This window comes from Microvirga sp. P4_G7, from assembly GCF_056401005.1.
Genome location: NZ_JBFUKD010000984.1, coordinates 1 through 1036, shown reverse-complemented (window position 1 = coordinate 1036; position 1036 = coordinate 1). Strand labels below are relative to the sequence as shown.

At 62.1% G+C, this 1036-nt stretch carries 2 protein-coding genes; both read left to right on the top strand.

Annotated features, from left to right (window positions below; translation table 11 throughout):
• Positions 1–207, top strand: a 207-nt coding sequence (locus tag AC1DT3_RS22395) for a DUF4159 domain-containing protein (RefSeq protein ID WP_477467371.1), incomplete at its 5' end; no start/stop codon positions are given.
• Positions 208–217: 10 nt separating this feature from the next.
• On the top strand, positions 218–1036 hold an 819-nt coding region (locus tag AC1DT3_RS22390), incomplete at its 3' end, for a vWA domain-containing protein (RefSeq protein WP_477467370.1).

Below are 1036 nucleotides of genomic sequence, written 5' to 3'. Positions count from 1 at the left end.
CCGATCATCATCACGTCGAACGACCTCGCCGCTGCATGGGCCGTCGGACAACGGGGAGAAGCGCTCTATCCCGTCGTCGGCAGCGACCCGCGTCAGCGCGAGATGGCATTTCGCGGCGGCGTCAACATCATGATGTACGCGCTGACAGGAAACTATAAGACCGATCAGGTCCACGTTCCCGCCCTTCTCGACCGGCTCGGGCAGTAGGAGATCACACATGTTCTCCTTCAGCTTCTCACCGCTCGTTCCCGAATATGTCCTGTGGTTGCTCGGCGCGGTGACGCTCCTTCTCGCCATCGTGTCGCTCCTGACACGCGGCCCGGTCGCCCTCGTCCGTGCACTTGCGCTCGGTCTTGTCCTTCTCGCACTCGCCAATCCCTCTCTCGTCGAGGAAGAGCGCGAAAAGGTGAAAGACATCGTCGCAGTCGTCGTCGATCGCACGACCTCGCAGACGCTTGGCGATCGTGCCGGCATGACCGATCGCGTGCGTGACGAACTACAGCGTCGATTCGGCGCCCTGGCGGATATCGAACCACGTTTCATCGACGCCGCGGATGGGCAAGCCGATGACGGCACCCGCCTTTTCACGGCCCTGTCCAACGGATTGGCCGACGTCCCCCCCGATCGCCTCGCGGGGGTCGTTCTCCTGACCGACGGTGTCGTCCATGACATTCCGACGTCCCTCGAAAGTCTGGGCTTCAAGGCTCCGCTTCATGCGCTCATCACCGGACATGCCGACGAGCGCGACCGGCAGATCAAGCTACTCGAAGCGCCTCGCTTCGGTATCGTCGGCAAGGAGCAGACCATTCGAGCGGAGATTCAGGAACGTGGTGGGACGGGATCCGCGATCGTCGTCGTTCGCCGCGACGGGCAATTGTTTACCCGACAGCAGGTTCGAACCAACGCGCCGTTCTCATTTCCTGTCCGCGTCGAACATGGTGGTCAGAACGTCATCGAACTGGAGGTCGACGCGCTTCCCAACGAGTTGACGCCCATCAACAACCGCGCGGTCCTTACGATCGAAGGGATTCGCTCG